The sequence below is a fragment of the Frankia sp. CcMO1 genome, from assembly GCF_977945845.1.
In genome coordinates this window covers 1-16957 of record NZ_CDWTMG010000024.1, presented here as the reverse complement: position 1 = coordinate 16957, position 16957 = coordinate 1, and the positions used below count along the sequence as shown (strand labels likewise).

Annotated in this window: 14 protein-coding genes and 2 tRNA genes; 5 read left to right on the top strand and 11 right to left on the bottom strand. The window is 69.5% G+C overall.

The window, feature by feature from the left end; all coding sequences use genetic code 11:
• Positions 1-93: 93 nt before the first annotated feature.
• Positions 94-681, bottom strand: a complete 588-nt coding sequence (gene leuD, locus AC08OU_RS05490; protein WP_476599836.1) for a 3-isopropylmalate dehydratase small subunit — start codon at positions 679-681, stop codon at positions 94-96.
• 83 nt (positions 682-764) lie between these two features.
• On the bottom strand, positions 765-2162 hold the full coding sequence (gene leuC / locus AC08OU_RS05485; RefSeq protein WP_462186121.1) for a 3-isopropylmalate dehydratase large subunit: 1398 nt from the start codon (positions 2160-2162) through the stop codon (positions 765-767).
• Between the two features lie 91 nt (positions 2163-2253).
• Between leuC and AC08OU_RS05480 the strand changes: the two genes are divergently transcribed.
• Positions 2254-2961, top strand: coding sequence for an IclR family transcriptional regulator (locus AC08OU_RS05480; protein WP_476599838.1), 708 nt, complete (start codon positions 2254-2256; stop codon positions 2959-2961).
• 476 nt (positions 2962-3437) lie between these two features.
• On the top strand, positions 3438-5552 hold the full coding sequence (locus AC08OU_RS05475) for a protein kinase domain-containing protein (protein WP_476599840.1): 2115 nt from the start codon (positions 3438-3440) through the stop codon (positions 5550-5552).
• A gap of 109 nt (positions 5553-5661) precedes the next feature.
• Here AC08OU_RS05475 and AC08OU_RS05470 read toward each other — a convergent pair whose 3' ends face one another.
• Entirely contained in the window at positions 5662-7236 is a 1575-nt protein-coding gene (locus AC08OU_RS05470; protein WP_462186123.1) for a sensor histidine kinase, read from the bottom strand.
• Positions 7237-7437: 201 nt separating this feature from the next.
• On the opposite strand from AC08OU_RS05470, the gene AC08OU_RS05465 reads away from it, so the two are divergent.
• Positions 7438-7731 carry a hypothetical protein gene (locus AC08OU_RS05465; protein WP_476604441.1) on the top strand — a complete coding sequence of 98 codons (294 nt, stop codon included), beginning with the start codon at positions 7438-7440 and terminating at the stop codon, positions 7729-7731.
• A 123-nt stretch (positions 7732-7854) separates the two neighbouring features.
• Here AC08OU_RS05465 and AC08OU_RS05460 read toward each other — a convergent pair.
• The 3 genes from AC08OU_RS05460 to AC08OU_RS05450 all read right to left on the bottom strand — a co-directional run bounded on the left by AC08OU_RS05460 (position 7855) and on the right by AC08OU_RS05450 (position 9035).
• A tRNA-Glu gene (locus AC08OU_RS05460) sits at positions 7855-7927 on the bottom strand.
• Between the two features lie 89 nt (positions 7928-8016).
• Positions 8017-8088 (bottom strand) — tRNA-Gln (locus tag AC08OU_RS05455).
• 167 nt (positions 8089-8255) lie between these two features.
• Entirely contained in the window at positions 8256-9035 is a 780-nt protein-coding gene (locus AC08OU_RS05450) for a fumarylacetoacetate hydrolase family protein (protein ID WP_462203425.1), read from the bottom strand.
• 303 nt (positions 9036-9338) lie between these two features.
• Between AC08OU_RS05450 and AC08OU_RS05445 the strand changes: the two genes are divergently transcribed.
• Positions 9339-9602 carry a hypothetical protein gene (locus tag AC08OU_RS05445; RefSeq protein WP_476598540.1) on the top strand — a complete coding sequence of 88 codons (264 nt, stop codon included), beginning with the start codon at positions 9339-9341 and terminating at the stop codon, positions 9600-9602.
• Between the two features lie 106 nt (positions 9603-9708).
• Here the strand turns inward: AC08OU_RS05445 and cimA are convergent, their stop codons facing one another.
• The 5 genes from cimA to AC08OU_RS05420 form a co-directional block, all read right to left on the bottom strand.
• Positions 9709-11313, bottom strand: coding sequence for a citramalate synthase (cimA, locus tag AC08OU_RS05440; protein WP_476598542.1), 1605 nt, complete (start codon positions 11311-11313; stop codon positions 9709-9711).
• A gap of 235 nt (positions 11314-11548) precedes the next feature.
• The gene (locus AC08OU_RS05435; protein WP_476598544.1) at positions 11549-12226 is read right to left on the bottom strand and encodes a Crp/Fnr family transcriptional regulator; all 678 of its coding nucleotides are present in this window, start codon (positions 12224-12226) and stop codon (positions 11549-11551) included.
• A 110-nt stretch (positions 12227-12336) separates the two neighbouring features.
• Positions 12337-12723 (bottom strand): CBS domain-containing protein, encoded by a 387-nt coding sequence (locus tag AC08OU_RS05430; protein WP_476598546.1) that lies wholly within the window; start codon positions 12721-12723, stop codon positions 12337-12339.
• A 189-nt stretch (positions 12724-12912) separates the two neighbouring features.
• Positions 12913-13839 (bottom strand): branched-chain-amino-acid transaminase, encoded by a 927-nt coding sequence (gene ilvE, locus AC08OU_RS05425; protein ID WP_476598548.1) that lies wholly within the window; start codon positions 13837-13839, stop codon positions 12913-12915.
• A 218-nt stretch (positions 13840-14057) separates the two neighbouring features.
• On the bottom strand, positions 14058-15086 hold the full coding sequence (locus AC08OU_RS05420; RefSeq protein ID WP_462187996.1) for a 3-isopropylmalate dehydrogenase: 1029 nt from the start codon (positions 15084-15086) through the stop codon (positions 14058-14060).
• Positions 15087-15694: 608 nt separating this feature from the next.
• On the opposite strand from AC08OU_RS05420, the gene AC08OU_RS05415 reads away from it, so the two are divergent.
• Positions 15695-16903 (top strand): EAL domain-containing protein, encoded by a 1209-nt coding sequence (locus tag AC08OU_RS05415; protein WP_476604440.1) that lies wholly within the window; start codon positions 15695-15697, stop codon positions 16901-16903.
• The last annotated feature ends 54 nt before the right edge of the window (positions 16904-16957 follow it).

Sequence of the window (16957 nt, the reverse complement as noted above, 5' to 3'; positions counted from 1 at the left end):
GGCCAGGACCGGATCCGACCCTGTCCCGGCGGATGGTGCGTACTCGGGAACCGGCGCACCCGGACACCGGTGACCGGGTGACAGCCCCGGGCGTTAGGCGGTGGTCGGCGACCAGGCGGGCCGGCCAGCCTCGAAAGAGGTGATCATCTCTTCGTGGCGAAGGGTCAGCCCGACGTCGTCGAGCCCCTCCATCAACCGCCAGCGGGTGAAATCGTCGAGGTCGAAGGTGGCCACCAGCCCCGCGCCCCGGACCTCGCGCGCAACGAGATCAACAGTGATCTCGATCGTGGGATCCGCCTCGACGGCGGACATGAGTGCCTCGACCGTCTCAGCCGGCAGCTGCACCGGCAACAGTCCGTTGCCGAGGGCGTTGCCGCGGAAGATGTCCGCGAACCGGGGCGAGAGCACGGCACGGAACCCATAGTCCTGCAGCGCCCAGACGGCGTGCTCCCGCGAGGAACCGGTGCCGAAGTCCGGGCCGGCCAGCAGGATCGACGCCGCGGCGTACACCGGGTTGTTCAGCACGAAGCCGTCGTCGGCGCGCCACTGCGCGAACAGGCCGGCGCCGAACCCCGTCCGCTCGATCCGCTTGAGCCACTCACTCGGAATGATCTGATCGGTATCGACGTCGCTGCGGCGCAGCGGCACCGCGCGCCCGGTGTGAATCGTGAACGCCTCCATCGCGGAAACGCTCCCCTCTCGAAGAAGTCGTGGATGAACGACGGTCGCCGTCGTGCGTGGACCGACGATCCACGCCGGGCGCGCTACAGATCCGCCGGAGCGGTCAGCCGACCGGTCACGGCGGTGGCCGCGGCGACCGCGGGCGAGACGAGATGGGTGCGCCCACCCGGCCCCTGCCGGCCTTCGAAGTTGCGGTTCGACGTCGAGGCACTGCGCTCGCCGGGCCGGAGCGTGTCGGGGTTCATGCCGAGGCACATCGAACAGCCGGCGCTGCGCCACTGCGCTCCCGCAGCCCGAAAGACCTCGTCGAGCCCCTCCGCCTCGGCCTGCGCCTTCACCGCCATGGAGCCGGGAACGACCAGGACCCGGACCCCCTCGCTCACCCGCCGGCCGCGCAGCACGTCGGCGGCGGCGCGCAGGTCGCTCAGGCGCCCGTTGGTGCACGATCCGATGAACACCGTGTCGACGGCGACGTCGGACAACGGGGTGCCGGGGGTGAGGCCCATGTAGGTCAGCGCTCGTTCGACCGAGGCCCGCGCGGCCGCGTCCGGGTAGTCGGCGGGCGCGGGAACCAGCGATCCGAGCGGTGCGGCCTGGCCCGGGTTGGTGCCCCAGGTGACGTAGGGCGTGAGGCTCACGGCATCGATCACGACCTCCCGGTCGAAGGCCGCGTCGGAGTCGGAGGCGAGGGTACGCCAGTAGGCCACCGCTTCCTCCCAGGCGGCACCGGTGGCGACATGCGGCCGCCCGGCGAGATACTCGAACGTGACGTCGTCGGGCGCGATCATCCCGGCGCGCGCGCCGGCCTCGATGGACATGTTGCAGACCGTCATCCGGCCCTCCATCGGCAGGGCCCGGATCGCCGCACCGCGGTACTCGATGACGTGGCCGGCACCACCGCCGGTGCCGATCCGCGCAATGATCGCCAGGATGAGATCCTTCGCGGTGACCCCGACGGGCAGGTCGCCTGCCACGGTGATCGCCGTCGTCTTCGGCCTGCGCTGCGGCAACGTCTGGGTCGCGAGGACGTGCTCGACCTGGCTGGTGCCGATCCCGAAAGCCAGCGCCCCGAACGCGCCATGGGTGGAGGTGTGGCTGTCACCGCAAACGATCGTCATGCCGGGCTGGGACAGCCCGAGCTGTGGGCCGACGACGTGCACGATGCCCTGGCCCGGGTCGTTCATCGGGTACAGCCGCACCCCAAACTCGGCGCAGTTCTTCCGCAGCGCCTCCACCTGAGCCGCCGAGATCGGATCGGCGATCGGCGCCAGCGTGTCGGTGGTGGGGACGTTGTGATCCTCGGTGGCGAGGGTCAGCTCCGGACGCCGCACGGGCCGCCCGGCCAGCCGCAGGGCCTCGAACGCCTGCGGCGAGGTGACCTCGTGAACCAGGTGCAGATCGATGTACAGCAGATCCGGTTCGCCGTCGGCGCGCCGCACCACGTGGGCGTCCCAGACCTTTTCCGCAAGTGTGCGCCCCATGGTCGACCCATTCTCCCCTCTTCTGGCGTGGCGATGAGCTTCCCTGCCCCACAGCCTGTTGTCTCATGATGTGGGATGACAGTATCAATGTGTGAAACAGCTTAGCGGAGTCGGAGTCCTGGACAAAGCAGCCCTCGTGCTGACCGCCGTCGAGGCGGGACCGGCGTCACTCGCTGATCTGGTGGCCCGAACCGGGCTCACCCGCGCGACGGCGCATCGGCTGGCACACGCTCTCGAGGTCCACCGCCTCCTTGGCCGGACCGCCGACGGCCGCTTCGTCCCCGGGCCGCGGCTCGCCGCCGGGACCCCGACCCCCCTGCCGTGGGACCTGCTGGATCGGGCCGGCCGGGTTCTCACCGAGCTTCGCGAGATGACCGGAGAAAGTGCCCAGCTCTATGTGCGGCGCAGGGCCCTGCGCCACTGCGTCGCCGCCTCCGAACGCGCCAGCGGCCTGCGCGACACCGTGCCCGTCGGCGCCACGCTCCCGATGACGGCGGGATCCGGCGCTCAGGTCCTCCTCGCCTTCGCGGCACATCCCGAGCCGGAACTGCTCGCCGGAGCCCTGTTCGACGAAGCCGTCCTCCGCCGGGTGCGCGATCGTGGCTGGGCGGAGAGCATCGGGGAACGCGAGAGGGGGTTGGCGTCCGTGTCCGCCCCGGTGCACGACGGCCCGGGAACAGTGATCGCGGCAGTGTCCCTGTCGGGGCCGGTGGAGCGGCTCACCCGGTCGCCGGGACGCCGGCACGGCGCGGCGGTCCTCGCCGCGGCGGCCCGGCTCTCGACACCGACCGTCGGCTGACACACCCACCCGCCTGCATCCACCCGCCACCAACCGCCGACCACCGGACGTCGGTCACCAACGGTGGACCGCCACAACTTTTCCTCGGCCACAAAACACGCGACCAGACCTTTTTCGTCGGCCGTTCTTGCCATTCGCCATTTTGAATCCCCCATTCGGACCCCACGCCCACGACTGCCCGGGCTACATCTGCCGGTGGCGGGCGGCGGCTCTACCGCGCAGGGGTATCCCCCGCCGCGCGGCTTCGCCGCCCTACGTCGTAGCCTGTTCGAGTCGTCCGTCTCGGATGATCGGAACAGTAGGCCGGATGACCCATGCGGGTATTGGCATCTAGTGCAAGCGATACAGCTCGCCCGCGCACTGGTGCGCTCGTCCGGATGACGCTCCGGGCTCCGCCCACGGGCCGCCGCCGCCCGCAGCGGCGCCGCCGTAGGCTCGGCCGCCCCGGGCGGCGCCAAAGAAGGGGACAACGCGCGGTGCGCAAACTGGGTTCGCGGTACGTGCTGCACGAGGTACTCGGGCAGGGTACGACCGGCCAGGTCTGGCGGGGCGCCGCCGTCTCGGACGGTGCTCCCGTGGCCATCAAGGTGCTGCGCCCCGAGCTCGCCGACGATCCCAAGATCGTGGAGCGATTCCTGCGTGAGTGGGACCTTCTGATCGACCTCGACAGCCCGGATCTCGTCGCCGTATGCGATCTGGTGAACGAACCCGATGTGCTCGCCATAGTCATGGATCTGGTTGACGGTCCCGACCTGCGGGCCCATCTGCGCGAGTTCGGGCCTCGGCCGGTGGAGGAGGCGGTCCGGCTCGTCGTCGGCACCCTGTGGGCGCTCGACAGCGTGCACGCCGCCGACGTCGTCCACCGGGACGTCAAACCCGAGAACATACTCATCGACACCTCCGATCCGGCTCATCCGATCGTGCGCCTGACCGACTTCGGGATCGCCCAGATGATCAATGGTTCGTCCCGGACCAGCACCACCGGACCGATCGGGACCCCGCTCTACATGGCCCCCGAGCTGAGCACGGGCGCGCCACCGACCCCGGCAGCGGACGTGTACTCGGCGGGAGTCGTGCTGTACGAGCTTCTCGCGGGTTCGCCGCCGTTCGACTCCCCCAACCCGGCCGAGCTCCTGCAGGCGCACCGCGAAAAACAGCCCCAGCCCATTCAGGGTGTGCCGGCGCCGGTGTGGGGTGTGCTGGCCGGAATGCTCGCCAAGTCCCCGAGGCAGCGGCCCGTGAGCGCCGCCGATGCGGCCGAGGACCTGGTCGAGGCGCTCGAGGCCAGCCGTTGGGGGACCGGCTACGCGTCCAGGCCAGGCAGCCATGCCGACCATGACAACCGAATCCAGCTCTCCGCACTCGCCGGCGCGTCCGCGGCCCGGGCCGACAATCATTCCCCCGCCACGGGAACGCAGCGCGTGGTGCGCTCCGCCGCCGTGGCCGCGGCGGCGGGCACGGGAGGCGTGGTCGGCGCATCCGCCGCGCCTGACTGGTCCGACCTGGAGCACACGCAGATCGCGGGCAGTCTGCTGACCACCGCCACGAAGACCGGTGGACGGGATGGCGGCGTCGAGCGCACCCGGATGGCCCCGGCCGCCGGCGGCCGGGGAGGGTGGGACGGTGACGCCCCGACCGGCATACAGCCGGCGCTGCGGATCCCGGCCCGCTCCGACGCTCCGGCCGCGGACACGAACACAGTCATGTCGGCGATCCCGGCGAACCACCAACCCGGCCCCCCGATCGGTGGGGCCGCGGCCGCCTCGCGGGCGGCCGCCGACCGGCGGCGGCGTAGCCGGATCGCGGCGGGTGCGGGCCTTGTCGTCGCCCTCGTCGCCGGTGCCGGCGCCTGGGCGCTCGCCTCCAGCGGGGGCACCGGCGCGGAACTGAGCGCGGACGGTCCCGCCGGGGTGTCCGCCGCGGCAGCCTCGGGCGGTTCCGGCTTCAGAACCAGCGGAGCCGCCGCTCCGGGCGTGGCCGTTGGGGTCAACCCGACGAGCCTCTCCGGGGGCGGGGCAACCCCGCGGCCCAGCGCGAAGGGATCTCCCTCCCCCGGCGCCGGTACGGCGGCTGCGGCTAGCCCCACAGGGGCCACGCCGACGAACAGCCCGACGGCGCGGAGCAGCCCGTCCCCGTCGCCCACCGACGACGGCACGGCGACCGTTCCCAACACCGAGGGCAGCTCGTTCACCACGGCGGAGAACACCCTGAGGTCGGCGGGCTTCACGCACCTCAGTAAGGCCTTCGGGTGTTACGGTGCCGGTGCGGTCGACACCGTCGCGCAGCAGTCCCCGAAGTCGGGAAAGATCGCCAAAACGACCACGATCAACCTGCAGGTCGAGGATTGCGCGCAGGTACCCGGCGTCATCGGAATGACCGAGTCGGACGCCAAGTGGCAGCTCAGCTTCGCCGGCTTCACCTCCACCGCGGTCAACGGGTCGTGCGCCAACGGCGAGACCACCAAGGTGTCGGCGTACTCCCCCACCGGACAGCGCCCACGCCATTCCACGACGGTGACGTTGACCCTGGCCTGCACCAAGCCCCCGGCGTCCGCCCCGGCCCCGACCCCGACATCGACGGCCAAGAACTGAACGCCTGACCATCGGGCCGCCGCCTGGGCAGGTCCCGGCGCCTTCCCGGCACGGGGATCAGTCCGGCACGGGGATCAGCCCGGCACGAGGAACGGTCTTCCCGCCCCGCTCAGCCGAGACGGTCCATGGGCAACGAGCGGATGTCGTCCCGGGGACCAGCGAGCGGCCCGCCGGTAAGCCGTGGCTTACCCGGCTCCTCGTCGACCCGGATACTGCGCGGCAGGGGCATCGGAACCGGCAGTTCCGCCTCAGGCTCCGGCGCGAGCGCCGCCAGGCTGGTCGCCGCCCACAGGTCCACCTCGACGATGATCTCGCCGTTCTCCGAGGACATCCGCAGCCGTCCCCCGTGTACCTCGACGAGGCGTCGCACGACGTAGAGCCCCATGCCGGCCCCGTCCGTGGGGCGGGTCGCCGTGCCGTCCCGCTGGGTGAACGGTTCGAAGAGCTGGCGGATGGTGTCGGGGTCGAGATCGGGCCCGGGATTACGGACGCGCAGGACGACCTCGTCGCCCACCCGGCCGGCTATGAGCCGTACCGGCGCTCCCGGCCAGGAGTGCACCAGGGCGTTGTCGACGAGGTTCGCGACCACCTGGATGAGGGCCTGTCGGGCCATCCGCACCGGCAGCTCCAGCGGAAGATCCACCGTCACGCTGCTCGGCGACCCGGTGTACGAGAGCGTGGCGAGCACGTGCCGGACGACCTCCGGCAGATCGGCGATGGTGGTCTCGTCCGTGCCGGTGGCCGTGGCGGCCGTGAGCATGTTCTCCAGCAGGCGGGAGAGGCGATCGGAGTAGTTCACCGCCGCATCGAGCAGATCGTCGAGCTGGGCGTCCGAGAGCCGGTCGCGACGGCGCTTGATGGTCAGCAGGTTTCCGCGGATACCGGTCAGTGGCGTGCGGAACTCGTGCGACACCGTCGCGACCAGGTCGCTGCGGATCCTGTCGGTCTCCTCCAACCGGGCCATCAGGCTCTGCTGACCCTCGTAGAGCTGCTGCCGGTAGTGCTCCACCCGGCGGCGGGACTGCTCGTTGTAGTGCCAGAAGACCATCTGTGCGCAGGCAAGAGCGAAGATGAAGCCGGCATGCAGGCCGGCCACCAGCCAGGCATTGTCCAGCAGCTCCCCGTCGGCCGAAATGATGTTGCCGATCGCCAGGTTGGCGACGAACACGAAGGCGATCGCCAGCAGATAGACGGTCCACTCCTCGTAGAGCGCGATCAATGCGACGACCACGAAGAAGTGAAAGTACATCGGGGTGAGGCCGCTCGAAAAATGGACGAGGACGACAGAACAGCACAGCAGCCCGAGGCTGGCGGCCAGGGCACGGACCCGGCGGCGGCCGGGCACCACCGCGGAGGCGAACAGCAGCGCCGGCAGACTGGCCGCCAGAAAGCCGTGCACGAGGCTCAGGTCGCGCCAGATCGCGTAACAGACGATGACCGGCAGGTGTATCGCCAGCACCAGGCACATCAACGTGTGACGGGCCGTCCAGTCCTCGATGGGCAGACCGCGGCCCTGGGGAAGCAGCGAGGTGATGCGCCGGGCGGCTCCCGGCAGGACGTCCACCTGCTCCGGTGCCGATCCCGGCGGGCGCAGCCGACCAGCATGGCGGGCGGCGCGCCCCACGTGCGCACTCCCATGCCGACGCCGTGCGCGTTCGGGTGCCGATGGACTGACGGTGGACATCCGCGCAAGTTTGTACCGATCCGGTGCTGGAGCACCATGGTTGTCAAGGGTGGTGTCGCATGGCGACAATGCCCAGGTTTGACTAGGCCATCTGCACCACCTGGTACCGGGCTCAACGGAGCATGGCGCGGACCTCGCCCTCCCCGCCAGGCTGTGGTCCGCGGGGTGGCCCCGAGACAGCCCCCCATGGAGGAGGACACCGTGCCCCCAGTGGCCCTGACAGCCCCAGTGGCCCTGACAGCCTCGACCGCTTCCGCGATCGCCCCGTCGACCGCGGGTCGGATCGGCCCGCCGCAGCCGGGTGCCACCGACGATCCCGCGCTGACCGCCGTCATGGCCCGGGTCGCGCGCCCCCAGCTACGCCTGGTGGCCTCGACCCCGGACACCGAGATCGAAGTGGTCCACGGCCGCGGAGGCCCAGCGTCCTGCGGCTGCCGCGCGTGCACGATGGCCCGCCACCCCGCGACCATGCTGCGGTTCGAGGTTATGCGGTAGGCCCGGATCGCGCCCGACATGACGATGGCCCCCGGAGAGGAATCCGAGGGCCATCGATGGTCCGTCTTGGTGCGAGGGCGTAGCTCTCGTCCTCTGCGAAGAATCGAAGATAAAACCGCTGTGTAGCCCCGACCGGATTCGAACCGGCGCTACCGCCTTGAGAGGGCGGCGTCCTGGGCCGCTAGACGACGGGGCCAAGACTCTGGTTCTTACTTACGCGCTTATGTGCGTGTCACACTGTACAGTATAGCGGCCAGTTTCGACCGAGCGGCAGATCTGATGCAGCTGGGGTACCAGGACTCGAACCTAGACTAACGGAGCCAGAATCCGTTGGGCTGCCAATTACCCCATACCCCATGGGCCCTGTTCGGGCGCTGCCTACTGTACCTCATGCAGACAGCACATCAGCGCGCCGGGGTGCCGATGCACGCCGGTCATCCCGTCACGTCCCGTGGCTGGGGCATCGGGAATGACCGGCAGCCACCCGACCGGCAGTCATCCGGCGGAGGATCGCGCCGCGGGCGCTAGCGAGCCGTTACCGGGTTGGTGAGCGTCCCGATGCCCTCGACGGTCACCGCCACCGTCTGCCCCGGTGACATCGGCCCCACGCCCGCGGGCGTTCCGGTCAGCAGCACGTCGCCGGGTAGCAGCGTCATGGCCGACGACATGTAGGCGATCAACGAGGGGACGTCGCGCAGCAGCAGGCCGGTTCGGGAGCTCTGGCGCAGTTCGCCGTCCAGGGTGGTGCGGATGGTCAGATCCGCCGGGTCGAGATCCGTCTCGATCCAGGGACCGAGGGGGCAGAAGGCGTCATGGCCCTTGGCCCGGGTCCACTGGCCGTCCGCCTTCTGCTGATCGCGAGCGGTCACGTCATTGGCGCAGGTATAGCCGAGCACCACTTCGAAGGCCCGTTCCACCGGGACGTCACGGCACAGCCGGCCGATGACGATCGCCAGCTCGCCCTCGAAGTCGACCCGCTCGCTGTCCGACGGAAGGGTGATCGGATCGCCCGGGCCGGCGACGCTGGTGGAGGGCTTGAGGAAGAGGATCGGACACTCGGGCGGGGTGTCACCGCCCATCTCCCAGACATGGTCGGCATAGTTCTTGCCCCCGCAGAGCACCTTGCTCGGCAGCACGGGAGCGAGCAGCCGCACGTCGCCGAGCCCCCGGCGGACGCCGGTGAAGGAGAACGGACCGAACGGATGCGGGGTGATGCCGGAGATCACGGCCGTACCCGCCTCGATCGACCCCTCCACGACCCCGAACCCAGGCTCCGAACCATCGGTAAACCTCGCAATACGCACCCCCAGACCGTACCGAGCCCGCGGAAGGAGCTGACCCGACCGGCCGGTGGGCGGCCCCGCCACACCGCGGGTATGACTCGTATGACCGACATGACCACGGCCGGGGCTGATCAAGTTCGCCAGAACGGTGACGAGTGACCGAGAATTAGGCTAGAACCCGCGCCTGGTCCACCAGCTGGTCCACCAGCGGATGGCAGCCACCCGCTCCCGCTGTCCCGTACTGACCAGATCCGACGCGGACGGCCGACATCACCGCGGAGCTGCCCGGCAAGTTACCCGGCAGAGGAAAGGGAAAGGAAAACGGTGAGCGAGACCGACACCACCCCCGTCTACGATGTCGGCGCACCCGAGCCGAAGCCGATCGACGAGGAACTGAGCGTCAAACTGCGCCACCTGGCCGAAGACGCGATCCTGCGGGGTAAACCCAACGGCGACGAGCGGTGCGACAACTGCCTGTACTACCTGGACGCCGACAAGGACATCACCTACTGCTGGCACCCGAAGCTACGCGTTCTGGTCGGCGGCGACTGGTGGTGCCAGTGGTGGGAGGAGATCCCGCAGGACTGACCCACGTAGCCGGCGGCCCGGCCCGCGGCGGCGGGCTGCTCCGCGGGCGGTACAACGGGAGCACCCACGCCCGGGCGGGGCCGCTCCCGGGGGTTGGGGCCCGGTGTCAGGCCGCGTCCGGGTCTGGGCGCTCTCCCTGCCGCCGCAGTCCGTAGTCGACGGCGTCCTCCAGGGCCGCCCAGGAGGCGGCGATGATGTTCTCGTCCACGCCGATCGTATCCCAGCACTCGCGGCCGTCACTGGTTCCCACCAGGACCCGGGTCACCGCGCCGGTCCCCTGCTTGCCGTCGAGGATCCGAACCTTGTAGTCCACCAGGTCCAGATCGGCCAACCCCGGATATGCCTTCTCCAGCGCGTTGCGCAGTGCCGTGTCGAGAGCGTTGACCGGTCCGTTCCCCTCCGCCGTCGCGACGTGGCGTTCGCCGTGCGAGGTGAGCTTCACCGTCGCCTCGCTGACCACCTCGCCGCCCGGGCGCTGCTCGACGATGACGCGCCAGGATTCGAGGGTGTAGAACCGCTGCCGGCCGGCCACCTCGTCGCGCAGCAGGAGTTCGAAGGAGGCCTCCGCGGCCTCGTAGACGTACCCGGCCGCCTCCCGCTCTTTGACCAGGTCCACCACCCGTCCGAGCGCCTCACGCTGGTTCGACAGGTCAAGGCCGAGCTCACGGCCCTTCAGTTCGATGGTCGCCCGACCGGCGAGCTCCGAGACCAGCATCCTCATGTCACTGCCCACGACCGCCGGGTCGATGTGCTGGTACAGGTCCGGATCGACCTTGACGGCGCTGGCGTGCAGGCCGGCCTTGTGCGCGAAGGCGCTGGCCCCGACGTACGGCCGGTGCGGGTCGGGCACGGAGTTGGTGACCTCGTCGATCGCGTGGGAGACCCGGACGAGCTCACGCAGCCGCCCGGGCGGCAGCACGGCCCGGTCCAACTTGGTCTCCAGACCCGCGATGACGCTCAGCAGGTTGGCGTTCCCGCACCGCTCGCCGTAGCCGTTTGCGGTGCCCTGCACGTGGGTGACGCCGGCCTCCACCGCCACCAGGGTGTTCGCGACCGCGCAGTCGGCGTCGTCGTGGCAGTGGATACCGAGCCGGGCGCCGGTCGTGGCGAGAACATCGGCGACGACCGCGCCGATCCGCGCCGGGAGCATGCCGCCGTTCGTGTCGCACAGCACGACGACCTCGGCACCGGCCTCGGCCGCAACGGAGACGACCTCAAGGGCGTAGGCGGGATGCACCCGATGGCCGTCGAAGAAGTGCTCGGCGTCGACGAAGACCCGCTTTCCCTCCGCGCGCAGATGCACGACGGTGTCCCGGATCATCGCGAGGTTCTCGGCCGGGGTGGTGCGCAGGGCACGTTCGACGTGGCGCAGATCCGACTTGGCGACCAGGCAGACCACCGAGGTCCCCGCGTCCCGAAGCGCCGCCACCTGGGGATCGTCCGCGGCGGCGCGGCCCGCCCGCCGGGTGGCCCCGAAGGCGGTCAGCACGGCGGTCGTCAGGTTCAGTTCGCCGCGCGCCCGGGTGAAGAACTCCGCGTCCTTCGGGTTCGATCCCGGCCAGCCGCCCTCGATGAAACCGACACCGAGATCGTCCAGGTGGCGGGCCACCGCGAGTTTGTCGCCGACCGAGAGCGACAACCCCTCCTGCTGGGTACCGTCCCGCAATGTCGTGTCATAGATGTGCAGGGAATCGGGATCGTATGGCCGCACGGGGCGCCCCTCCGCAAGGATCTTGGGCCGTTCCGCCCCGGCCGAGCCGAGCGGTCCGGACAACCTCCGGCACGCCGAACCGAGCAGAGTTCGGGAACCTGGGGCCGCCACGCGCCCGGCCCCAGGGGTCAGCGACCGAAGCGCGCGACGGAGACGGGTTCGCCGCCGGGTGACAAGCCTACGATGTAACAGGCCCGACATGTGACGGATGTGGCGTGCGCCACAGTGGAGGATCTCAGTCCCCCGCAAACCGGCGTAGCCGGTCGACCTGCAGGATCGTGATGGTCTGACCTTCCGAGAGGATCCAGGTCCTCCGCTCGAACTCGCGCAACGCCTGGTTCACCGACTGGCGGGAACCGCCGAGCAGCGAGGCGATCTCGGTCTGTGTGAGGCCGAGTTCGATCATTGGACGCCCCGCCTCCCGCATCCGCAGCAGGAGCAACTTGGCCACGCGTCGCGGCAGATCGAGGAAGACGAGGTCGGCATTCGCTCCGGTGAGGCGTCGCACGTGCGCCACCAGTGCTCGGATGAGCTGCTCGGCGACGGCCGGCCGTTCCCGCACGAGTTCCCAGACCGCGGTGCGGTCGAGAACCAGCGCAGTACTCGGTTCGAGCGCCTCGACGCCGGCGGACCGGGTACCCCCTTCGACGATGTTGAGTTCTCCCAGGGTTTCCCGTGGCCCGACAATGTTCAAAACGTGATCACGGCCGTCATCGGCCTTCGTGAGCACCTTCAACCGCCCGGAGGCGACCACCAGAAGAGTGTCGGCGGGCTTACCTTCCGTGAAGACAACCTGTCCACGCCGGAAACGTCGCGTGACGGCTCGCGTGGCGAGCCGCAACAGGTCCTCCTCCTGCAGTTCCTTCAGCAGCGTGGTCGCTCGGAGCAGGGCGACCGCCTCGTTGTCGTGCATGCGGTGACCGTAGCGCCGTCCGCCTGCCTCATGTTCCCCAGATACCCCGGACGACGGGATCGGATTCGGCGGCAGACCGCAAGCATCCCCGGCGTACGACACGGTAGACATCATACCGTAACATGATGACTACTCCAGCAACGTACCACGTCGCGCATGGAGAGGATTCCGGCTACGCCACCGCCCGAGGTCACGATAAGGTGCCGAAAACCGCCCCGCAGCATCGCGGCAGCCGCCTCGTCCAAGGACCACTCCGGATCCGCGAAGACGACATCGCGGGTGAGATGGTCGCCCGCGATCTCGACATCCGGATCCTGAGCCGCGGCGATCGATCGCAGAACGTCCCGTTCGGTCAGGATCCCGTAGCCCTCACTGTCCGCATCGTGGACGACCGCGGCACCCACCTTGCGCGCCGCCATCAGCCTCGCCGCCTGGCGAAGCGTGTGCCCCGGGCCGATCATGAGAACAAGGGAGCTCATAGCCTCCGAAACCCGCACGACGCCCTCCCGACGCTTGTGCATTCGTGAAAACTGCTACTCGCGACGGTAGGCCCTGCCGGCCATGTTGACCAGAGCACACGATGCTTCGGCGTGGGCATTATGTGAGCCCGGCCACGCGGGGCCGGGCTCACGACCCTGGCCGGGACGCGGGGCAACGCGCGAACGCCCGCGACGCCGGCCACGGCGTTATTGCTGGACGAACTCGTTCCACTCCTGGTATCGGTCCAGTTCCCCCCGGGTCGCGCGGTGGAAGATCTCCAGCAGCTCCCGGGTGACGGGGCCCGGCTTCCCGCTCCCGACCTGCCGGTCGTCCACCTCGACGATCGGCACGATCTCGGCCGCCGTGCCGGTGAAGAACGCCTCGTCAGCCAGATAGAGGTCGGTGCGCACGATGTGCTGCTCGATCACCTCGTACCCCTGATCGGCGGCGATCCTCATGATCGAGGCGCGGGTGATGCCACCGAGCGGACCATCCGTGAGGAGCGGAGTGATGACCTTGCGTCCGGAGACGATGAAGACGTTTTCCCCGGTGCCGTCGGCGATGTGGCCATTGGGGCTGGTCAGAATCGCCTCGTCGTAACCGGCCTTGACCGCCGCGACCTTCGCCAGGGACGAGTTGAGGTACTGCCCGGACGCCTTGGCCGCCGGCGGCGTGATGTTCGGGTCGTTCCGCTTCCAGGAGGAAATCATCGCGCGGACGCCGTTCTCCTCTGCCTCCTCGCCGAGGTAGGCGCCCCACGGCCACACCGCGATCATGACCTCGACAGGAGAAGGCAACGGATTGAGCCCCATCTCACCGTAACCGAGGTAGATCAGCGGCCGGATGTAGCAGGAGGCGATGTCGTTCACCGCGATGGTCTCCTTCGTCGCCGCGACGACCTGCTCCGGCGTGAAGGACGGCTCCATCACATAAATCTTGGCACTGCGGTAGAGACGGGCGATGTGGTCCGTCAGCCGGAACACGGCGGGCCCTTGGGCCGTCTCGTAGCAGCGGACGCCTTCGAACACACCCCACCCGTAGTGCAGGGTCGGGTTGAGCACGTGGATGCGGGCGTCGTCCCAGTCGACGAACTCTCCACTCATCCAGATCTTCGAGGTTGGGGTGATAGGCACGGCGACTCCAGGCCAAAGTACGACGAAGCGAACAGGAGATGACGAATCCGCCGATCTTCGCCGTGATGGGGCCCTGTCGGCTGCCGTCTTACCGGATCTACGGCTCCCGTAGAGAATAACCACGACGCACCTGGACCGGAAGGGCCCCCGCGGCGATCAACCATCCGGCCTCCACCGGTGGCGTGGCGGGGTGGCGCGAGGACCGGGGTGGCGAGGACTCAGCCCGCCGCCCGCGCGGCGAGGTCCTCGCCGCGTTCCCGGGTCGACAGCTGGGCCGCTCCCGCGGCGGCACGATCCGCCAGGGAGGATGCGACGGCGGCCTCGACCTTCGCCGCCTCCTCGGCGTGGCCGAGATGATCGAGCAGCATCGCCACCGAGGCGACGGTGGCCGTCGGGTCGGCGAGCTGCCTGCCGGCGATATCCGGGGCGCTGCCGTGCACGGGCTCGAACATGCTCGGGTGGGCACCGGAGGGATCGAGGTTGCCACTGGCGGCCAGGCCGATCCCGCCGGTGATGGCCGCGCCGATGTCGGTGATGATGTCGCCGAACATGTTGTCCGTCACGACGACGTCGAACCGGCCCGGATCGGTCACGAAGAACATCGAGGCCGCGTCCACGTGCTGGTAGTCGACGCGCACGTCGGGGAACTCGGGCGCCACCTCGGCCACGGTGCGCGACCACAGGTCGCCGGCCTTGGTCAGCACGTTGTTCTTGTGCACGAGAGTCAGATGGCGACGCTCGCGTCGATCGGCCCGCCGGAACGCGTCGCGCACGACGCGCTCGACGCCGTACCGGGTGTTGAGGCTCTCCTCGGTTGCCACCTCGTGAGGCGTCCCCTTCCGGAGCACACCCCCCGCGCCCGCGTACGGCCCCTCCGTGCCCTCCCGCACCACGATCATGTCGATAGCCGGATCGCCGGCCAGCGGCGAGCGGACTCCCGGGTAGAGCCGCACCGGCCGGAGATTGACGTGATGGTCGAATTCGAACCGCAGCCGCAGCAGCAGGCCACGCTCGAGGACACCGCTGGGCACGCCGGGATCACCGACCGCCCCGAGCAGGATCGCGTCGTGACCGCGCAGTTCCTCCAGCACCGAGTCGGGCAGCGTCTCCCCGGTCTCGTGCCAGCGCCGGGCACCCAGGTCGTATTCGGTCATGTCGACCTTGGGATGTACCGCGCGCAGCACCCGCAACCCCTCCGCCACCACCTCGGGGCCGATCCCGTCACCGCCGATCACTGCAAGCCTCATGGGCCGACTGTAGCGGCCGACCGCGGGTCCGCACGGGTCCGCTCACGACGGGCCACCGCCCCGGCGGCCGTCATCGTACTCCCGAACGGCCGCGAATCACCCCCGAATAACTGCGAACGGTAGCTATACCACTACCTCAGCCTAACCTCGCCTCCGGAACGCCACCCACACTTCCACATTCGATCACCTTGAGTAATCGTAGCGCACCACCTCGCCGAATAAAGTTCACCCCCGTTGTTGCTGGATTGATTTCCATCGGCCGACTCGGACTACTCGCACGCCTCGCGTCGGCACCCGAAAATCCTGGCGAGCAATGACCGTTTTGGCGACGGATCAACGATGAACGACGCCTCCGGCGCCCAGAAACCGCCGATCTTGCGCCGGGGGCACGGGAAGGACGATGAACGGCAATCCGACCGCCACCCGCTGGTCGCACAAAAGAGCGCAGGATTCACAACTCCGGACGGTACTCGCACCCGGCATCGCGGCCGGATGGTAAGAAAATCACTTACAGGACAGGTGCGACGTGCTTCGATGCGAGGGGGGTGCACGGCGCATGATTACTCGGCAGCGGATTCCCGCGGGACCTCCGTCCAGCGACCGCCCCGATGTCGGCGACGCGGCTGTTTCGCCCGGTGGCGCGGCCGAGGGCAGGACGCTGCCCGCAGCCGGTGGGGCGGGCCCCCGGGCGGTCGAAGAACAGCGACGGGGGTGGGACGCGTGGCGACGACCGGCCCGACCTACGCCGGGTTCTCGCCGATCCCGACGAACCCGTGCTGTTCTTCCAGCCGATCGTGGATCTGCAACGGGGGGTCATCGCGGGGTATGAGGCGCTCGCACGCTTCCACAGCCACCCGGCCCACCCGCCCGACCTCGTCTTCGCCGAGGCGGACCGGCTCGGGCTCGCGGCCCAGTTGGAGGCCCGTGTCCTCGCCGCCGCGCTGGAGGCGCGTGACCGGCTTCCCGACCGCTGCTTCCTCGCGGTCAACGTCCTGCCCCATCTGCTCACCACACCAGAAGTCACGGCAGTCTGGCAGCGCGCGGACCTGCGGCGCCTGGTCCTAGAACTCAACGAGGCGGTCGACCTCGACACCACCACCGGCCTGACGACCACCGCGGGCGCACTGCGCAACCTCGGTGCGTTCGTGGCGATGGACGACGTCGGCTCGGGCTACGCCGGGTTGCAGCAGCTGGCGCGAATCCGCCCCGACTTCGTCAAGCTGGACCGCTCGCTCGTGGTCAACGTGGACGACGACCAAGTCAAGATCGCCCTTACCGAGCTGGTCGGCACCTTCGCCAGCCGGCTCAACGCCTGGGTCATCGCGGAGGGGGTCGAGCGGTTCGACGAGCTCGGCATGCTGGTCGCGCTGGGGGTTCCGCTCGGCCAGGGATTCCTGCTCGGGCGTCCCTCCCGGGACTGGCAGCAGCTCGACCCAACCGTGGCTCGGCGTATCCACCAATTCTCGGAACGCAGCAACCACGCCGCGAGCATCGAGAGCCTGATGGAACAGGTCACGATCAGCATAGGTGAATCCGGTCGGTGCGCCATGTCCGCGGACTGTCCGTCCTGTCCCATGAGCGCCGCCCGGAACCGGGACGGTCTCGCGGCCGGCGATGATTCGGCCGGACCGGACGGTGACCGGGCGCCTCGAGCCACCATCATCGTCTCCAACCGATGCCGACCGGTCGCCCTGCATCTGTCCGGCGGCCCGGGCGGCGGCACGGAACCGCGCCGTGTTCCCACGACGCTTTTCGCGCGGCCCGAGGAGCCGGTGACCGAGGTCGCGCGTCGAGCCATGACGGCTCTTCGAAGTTAAGCGGGTTTGAGGCATCTGCGGGCTCGGCGGGTGGTTGCGCAGCGTGTTCGTAGC